We start from the raw sequence: 6,210 nt of genomic DNA on the forward strand, positions 1-6,210 counted from the left end.
CCATGGCAACAATCGTTCTGTCCGCGGCCGGTGCGGCGGCGGGCTCCGCTTTGGGGGGCTCGGTGCTGGGGCTGTCGAGCGCGGTGATCGGCCGGGCCGTCGGCGCCACTATCGGCCGGGCGATCGACCAGCAATTGCTCGGAACGGGCTCGCAGGCGATCGAGACCGGCCGCGTCGAGCGGTTTCACCTGACCGGCGCCAGCGAGGGGGCGCCGGTGACCCGGCTCTGGGGGCGATCGCGGCTGTCGGGACAGGTGATCTGGGCCTCGCGCTTCAAGGAGCGGGTTAAGAAGTCGGGTGGCGGAAAGGGTGCGCCGTCGCAGCCCAAGGTCCGCGAATACAGCTATACCGTCAGCCTGGCGATTGCGCTTTGCGAGGGCGAGATCGCGCGGGTGGGCCGGATCTGGGCCGATGGGGCCGAGATCGCCCCCGACGAGATCAACATGCGGGTCTATTCGGGCAGCGAGGACCAGTTGCCAGACCCGCTGATCGAGGCGGTCGAAGGCATGGGCCAGGCGCCGGCCTATCGCGGCATTGCCTATCTGGTGATCGAGGATCTCGATCTGGTCCGGTTCGGCAACCGTGTGCCGCAATTCTCGTTCGAGGCGGTGCGCGCGGCGGCGGGCGAGGTCGAGGACCTTGCCCATCTCGTTCAGGGGGTCGCGCTGATCCCGGGCACGGGGGAATATGCGCTGGCCACCACGCCCGTCCATTTCGAGGATGCACCGGGCGTAGTACGTTCGGCCAATGTGAACACGCCGGGCGGCAAATCCGACATCGCGGTGTCGCTGGACACGCTGCGGGGCGAGTTGCCGCGCGTGGGGTCGGTGGTGCTGGTGGTGAGCTGGTTCTCGGGCGATCTGCGGGCGGGTATGGCGCGCATCGCGCCCGGCGTCGAACAGGACGATATCGACGGCAAGCCGATGCGTTGGCGTGTGGCGGGGCTGTCGCGGGACGAGGCCAATGTGATCCCGCGCATCGAGGGTCGGGCGATCTATGGTGGCACGCCGTCCGACCAAAGCGTCATCGAGGCAATCAAGGCGCTCGCCGAGGGCGGGCAGGAAGCGGTGTTCTACCCCTTCATCCTGATGGATCAGCTTCAGGGCAATACCTTGACCGATCCCTATTCCGGGGAAGAGGGCCAGCCCCATCTGCCCTGGCGGGGGCGGATCACGCTGTCCTTTGCGCCGGGCCATCCGTTCTCGCCCGATGGCACTCATGAAGCCGCTGCGGAGGTTGCCGATTTCTTCGGCTCGGCCCGGCCGGAAGACTTTGCCTTCGATGGCCAGACGGTCCGCTACACTGGAAACGACGGTTGGAGCTATCGCCGATTCATCCTGCATTACGCTCATCTCTGTGCTGCTGCGGGCGGGGTGGGGGCGTTCTGCATCGGGTCCGAAATGCGGGGGCTGACCACGATCCGCGGCCCGGCCAACAGCTTTCCCGCGGTCGAGGCGCTGCGCGCGCTGGCAGCAGATGTCCGCGCGGTGCTGCCGGGTGCGAAGATCGGATATGCTGCCGACTGGAGCGAATATTCGGGGTATCAACCCGCCCATCAGCCGGGCGACCGGTTCTTCCACCTCGACCCGCTCTGGGCCGACCCGAACATCGATTTCATCGGCATTGACAATTACATGCCGCTCTCGGATTGGCGCGAGGGTGAGGAGCATCTGGATGCCGATTGGGGTGCGATCCATGCGCTCGATTATCTGAAGGCCAATATCGAGGGCGGCGAGGGCTACGACTGGTATTATCCCAGCGTCGAGGCCCGCAATGCGCAGATCCGCGTTCCGGTCACCGACGGAGCGTATGGCGAGGCCTGGGTCTGGCGCTACAAGGATATCCGCAGCTGGTGGGAGAACCCTCATCATGACCGCGTCGGTGGCGTTTGGCAGGCCGTGCCGACGCCTTGGTTGCCGCGCTCGAAACCGGTCTGGTTCACCGAATTCGGCTGTGCCGCTGTGGACAAGGGCACCAACGCGCCGAACCTGTTTGTCGACCCGAAATCCTCCGAGAACGCGCTGCCGCCCTATTCGACGGGCGCGCGCGACGACCTGATCCAGCACCAGTATCTTCGGGCGGTTCTGACCTATTGGGCCGACCCTGCGAAGAACCCGGTGTCGGACGTCTATGGTGGACGGATGATCGACCTCTCCCGCGCTCATGTCTGGGCCTGGGACGCCCGGCCTTTCCCGCATTTCCCGGGCAACCGAGAGCTTTGGGCGGATGGTGACAACTACGCTCGCGGTCATTGGCTGAACGGACGGAGCTCGGCGCAGGCCCTTGATGCCGTGGTCGCCGAGATCTGCGCGGCAACGGGATTGGAGACCCCGGATGTCGAGCAGCTGTACGGGCTTGTGCGCGGTTACGCGGTGACGGGCAACGACGGTGCGCGCAGCGCGCTTCAGCCCCTGATGCTAGCCCATGGCGCCGAGGCGGCCGAGCGCGAGGGGAAGCTTGTCTTCTTCAACCGCAACGGGCAGCCCAGACGGGTCATCGATGCGGGGCGTCTTGTGACAACCGAGCGGTCGTCGTCTGAGATCGAACATATCCGGACCCCCGAGGCCGAGACCGCCGGGCGGGTCCGTCTTTCCTTCATCGAATCCGACGGTGCCTACGAGACCCGCGCCGCAGAGGCGATCCTGCCCGATGAAAGAAGCCGCACGGTCGCCTCCAGCGAACTGGCCCTGGTGCTGACTGGCGGCGAGGGGCAGGCGGTGGTCGAGCGATGGCTGGCGGAATCCCGCGTCGCGCGCGACCGGGCCCGCTTTGCATTGCCGCCCTCGATGATGGAGGTCGGGCCGGGTGACGTCCTGCGCTTGCCCGGCGGCGATTTCCGCGTCGACCGGGTCGATCTGTCCGGCGCGCGCGAAATCGAGGCGGTCCGGGTCGAACGTGGCCTCTACCCGCCGCCGAACCGCGACGAGGCGCCGGTGCGGCAAGCGCCCTTCGTGCCCCCCATGCCCGTCCATCCCGTGTTCCTGGACCTGCCGCTGCTGACCGGTGAGGAAGTGCCGCACGCGCCCCATCTTGCGGTGGCCGCGATGCCATGGCCCGGCACGGTCGCTCTCTATGGCGCCGTCAGCGATTCGGGCTACGAACTCAACACCCTGATCGGCCAACCCGCGATCATCGGCGTGACCGAAAGTCCGCTTGCCGCCGCCGCGCCCGCGCGCTGGGATCGCGGGCCGGCGCTTCGCGTCAGACTCTCGTCGGGGGCGCTGTCCTCCGTGGGGCTGGCCGAATTGCTGGCGGGGGCGAATGCGGCTGCGATCGGCGATGGCAGTTCCGGCAACTGGGAAATCTTCCAGTTTGCCCGCGCGGATCTTGTGGCGCCCCTGACTTACGATCTGCGCCTCAGGCTTCGCGGTCAGGCAGGGACCGACGGGTTGATGCCCGCGCTCTGGCCGGAGGGCAGCCGAGTGGTGCTGCTCGATGGAGGGCCGACGCAGATCGGCCTGCCGCTATCGGCTCGCGGGCTGGACCGCAATTACCGGGTCGGTCCCGGCTCTCGTCCCTATGACGATGCCTCTTTCACGCATGTCGTTCAGGCGTTCGACGGGATCGGCCTCAGACCTTTTGCGCCCTGCCACCTGATCGCACGGCCCGACGGGCAGGGTGGCCTTGTCATTGGCTGGATCCGTCGGACCCGGATCGACGGGGACAGCTGGGCCTCGGTCGAGGTGCCGCTGGGTGAAGCGCATGAGGCCTATCACCTGCGCGTGGTCGGCTTGGGCGGCAAGGTGCTGCGTGAGACCACAACCCAGGCGCCAGGCTGGAACTACACCGCGCAGATGCGGGCGGCGGATGCCGGGGCGCAGCCCGTCGCCGTCGAGGTGGCGCAATTGTCCGACCAGTTCGGACCCGGACCCTATCGGAGGATCGTGATCGATGACTGAAACCGCCAACCTTTCCCTGCCGCTGTTGCAGGCTGCACAGGCCCAGAAGCATGTGACCGTGAACGAGGCGCTGGTGAAGCTTGACGCGCTGGTGCAACTGCGACTGCAAAGCCTCGGCCTTGCCGCGCCGCCCGCCGACGCCCATGACGGCCAGGCGTGGGGTGTCGCGGCTGGCGCCTCCGGAGACTGGGCCGGGCAGGCGGGCAGCATCGCGATCGCCGACAATGGTGGCTGGATCTTCGCCGAACCTCTCGCGGGCTGGCGCGCCTGGATCGTCGATACGGATAGCGAGATGCGCCATGACGGGACCCGATGGGTGCCGGTTGCGACCTCCGGGGCGGTCACGCCGACGGGGGCGGCCTTCGCGACCCGGGTCGTGGAATTCGACCATCCGATCTCGGCAGGGGGCGCCCAGCCGACGACGCAGATGATCCCCTCGCACGCGATGGTCTTCGCGGTTACCGCACGGGTGATCGACCCGATCACCGGAACGGTCCAGGCCTGGAGCCTCGGGAGCGAGGGGGCGCCCGACCGTTTCGGGAGCGGGCTGGGGACCGGGCTGAACTCCTATGCCTTGGGCGTTCTGGGCCAGCCGATGACCTATTACGGGCCCGAACCCCTTGTGCTGACCCCTCTGGACGGAACCTTCGCAGGCGGCAAGGTGCGGTTTGCAGTTCATTATGCCGAGTTCGCTCCGCCGGGGGTGGTCTAGGCCGATGCGCCCGGTTCTTCCTGGCGACGCGGTGGCCGCCGCGCGGGCGCTTTTCGCCTGTCCTCCCGGTGAACGCACCGCATCCATGGCGCTGATGCTCGAGCGTGCCGAAGCGGCGGACGCATATCGCAAGCGATTTGGCCGCGCGCATCCGGCCTGGGGCAACGGTTCTCTCATGGCGCTTGCCCAGCAGGAGTCCCTTCCGCCTGAACCACTGCTCGACGATCCCGACTATTGCCGCTGCCTGGCGCTGGTCTTCGCCACACTCGCGGATCGCCGAGCTGCCACGGCGACGCCGCGTGGCCTTGCCTGACCACGGGTCGGGTGCGGTCTGGTCCTGCGGATCCCATTCCTGCCCCATGACGCCCGGGCCCCGTTCCTTGCGGGGCCGGGGGATCCCGCGTGGCTTCTCCCCGGCCTGAAGATCTTGCGCGCTGCGCCATGTCCGGGCTTTGTCTTCGCCGACGCGCTGGTGTAGCCTGTCGCGCAAAAGGAAGGGGACGCCTATGGGCAAGACGAAACCGCACCTGACCAAACTTGATCCGGTCTGGGAACGCATCTGCCACGAGGCGGCCGCGGCCGTCACGGACGAGCCCCTGCTGGGCGGGCTGATGCATTCCAGCCTTCTGCACCATGGCGGTCTTGACGACGCACTGGCCTACCGCTTCGCGCAGAAGCTCTCGTCCGGCGAGATGTCCGAGCAATTGCTGCGCGAGATCGCCGATGCCGCCTATGCGGCCGACCCCGGGCTGGGCAAGGCGGCCCGGGCGGACCTTATGGCGGTCTACGACCGTGATCCGGCCTGCCACCGCTATATCCAGCCGATCCTGTTCTTCAAGGGATTCCAGGCATTGCAGGCCTATCGCGTGGGTCACTGGCTCTGGCAGAGCGGACGGCGCGACATGGCCTATCTTGTACAGATGCGCGTGTCCGAGGCCTTCGGGGTCGATATCCACCCGGCGGCACGGCTGGGGCAGGGGATCATGATCGACCACGCCCATTCCATCGTGATCGGCGAGACGGCCGTGGTCGGCGACAACGTCTCTATGCTGCATTCGGTGACGCTGGGTGGCACCGGCAAGGAAGAGGGCGACCGCCACCCCAAGATCGGCCATGGCGTGCTGATCGGGGCGGGCGCGAAAGTCCTGGGAAACATAAAGGTCGGCTGCTGCTCTCGGATCGCGGCCGGCTCGGTGGTCTTGCAGGATGTGCCGCCGAAATCGACTGTTGCGGGGGTGCCTGCCCGGATCGTCGGCGAGGCCGGTTGCGAGCAGCCCTCGGTGACGATGGATCACCGACTCGGGGGCGATGGCGAGTGACTGAAGGTCCGATCGGTGCGTTGCTCGGGCCGAGGCGTGCGGAGGGACGGTCGATGGTCAGCCGCAGGCCCCCCGGCGCGAGGGGGGGGGCGCGTGCGGTGGTGCCGTCGCGGGGCGCCGTGACGGGGGCCACAGGCGGCTGATCTGAATTTGAACCGTAAACGGTGTTTTGCCCCCACCTTCCTGTGATTTTTCCGTTCTGCGAGTCCGTCTCTGTTGGCTAACAGGGGTGGAGTTTCTCCATGGAGACTATGACGGAGTTTCTCAGTTCACTTGGCGT

General features: G+C 67.3%; 4 protein-coding genes. All 4 read left to right on the forward strand.

The window, feature by feature from the left end; all coding sequences use genetic code 11:
* The first annotated feature begins 2 nt into the window (after nt 1-2).
* The gene (locus tag NHN26_RS14505) at nt 3-3,899 is read left to right on the forward strand and encodes a baseplate multidomain protein megatron (RefSeq protein WP_253090115.1); all 3,897 of its coding nucleotides are present in this window, start codon (nt 3-5) and stop codon (nt 3,897-3,899) included.
* Nucleotides 3,892-4,611, forward strand: coding sequence for a DUF2793 domain-containing protein (locus tag NHN26_RS14510; protein WP_253090116.1), 720 nt, complete (start codon nt 3,892-3,894; stop codon nt 4,609-4,611). Before NHN26_RS14505 ends, NHN26_RS14510 begins: the two co-directional genes overlap by 8 nt.
* Before the next feature lie 4 nt (nt 4,612-4,615).
* Nucleotides 4,616-4,924 (forward strand): DUF7742 family protein, encoded by a 309-nt coding sequence (locus NHN26_RS14515; RefSeq protein ID WP_435594211.1) that lies wholly within the window; start codon nt 4,616-4,618, stop codon nt 4,922-4,924.
* A 193-nt stretch (nt 4,925-5,117) separates the two neighbouring features.
* Nucleotides 5,118-5,930, forward strand: a complete 813-nt coding sequence (gene cysE / locus NHN26_RS14520) for a serine O-acetyltransferase (RefSeq protein ID WP_253090118.1) — start codon at nt 5,118-5,120, stop codon at nt 5,928-5,930.
* Nucleotides 5,931-6,210 lie beyond the last annotated feature (280 nt).

The organism is Rhodovulum tesquicola (assembly GCF_024128855.1).
GTDB classification, from domain to species: domain Bacteria; phylum Pseudomonadota; class Alphaproteobacteria; order Rhodobacterales; family Rhodobacteraceae; genus Rhodovulum; species Rhodovulum tesquicola.

Coding starts and splice junctions, on each gene's coding strand:
- NHN26_RS14505 (WP_253090115.1), top strand. CDS start 3: ATGGCAACAATCGTTCTGTCCGCGGCCGGTGCGGCGGCGGGCTCCGCT.
- NHN26_RS14510 (WP_253090116.1), top strand. CDS start 3,892: ATGACTGAAACCGCCAACCTTTCCCTGCCGCTGTTGCAGGCTGCACAG.
- NHN26_RS14515 (WP_435594211.1), top strand. CDS start 4,616: ATGCGCCCGGTTCTTCCTGGCGACGCGGTGGCCGCCGCGCGGGCGCTT.
- cysE (WP_253090118.1), top strand. CDS start 5,118: ATGGGCAAGACGAAACCGCACCTGACCAAACTTGATCCGGTCTGGGAA.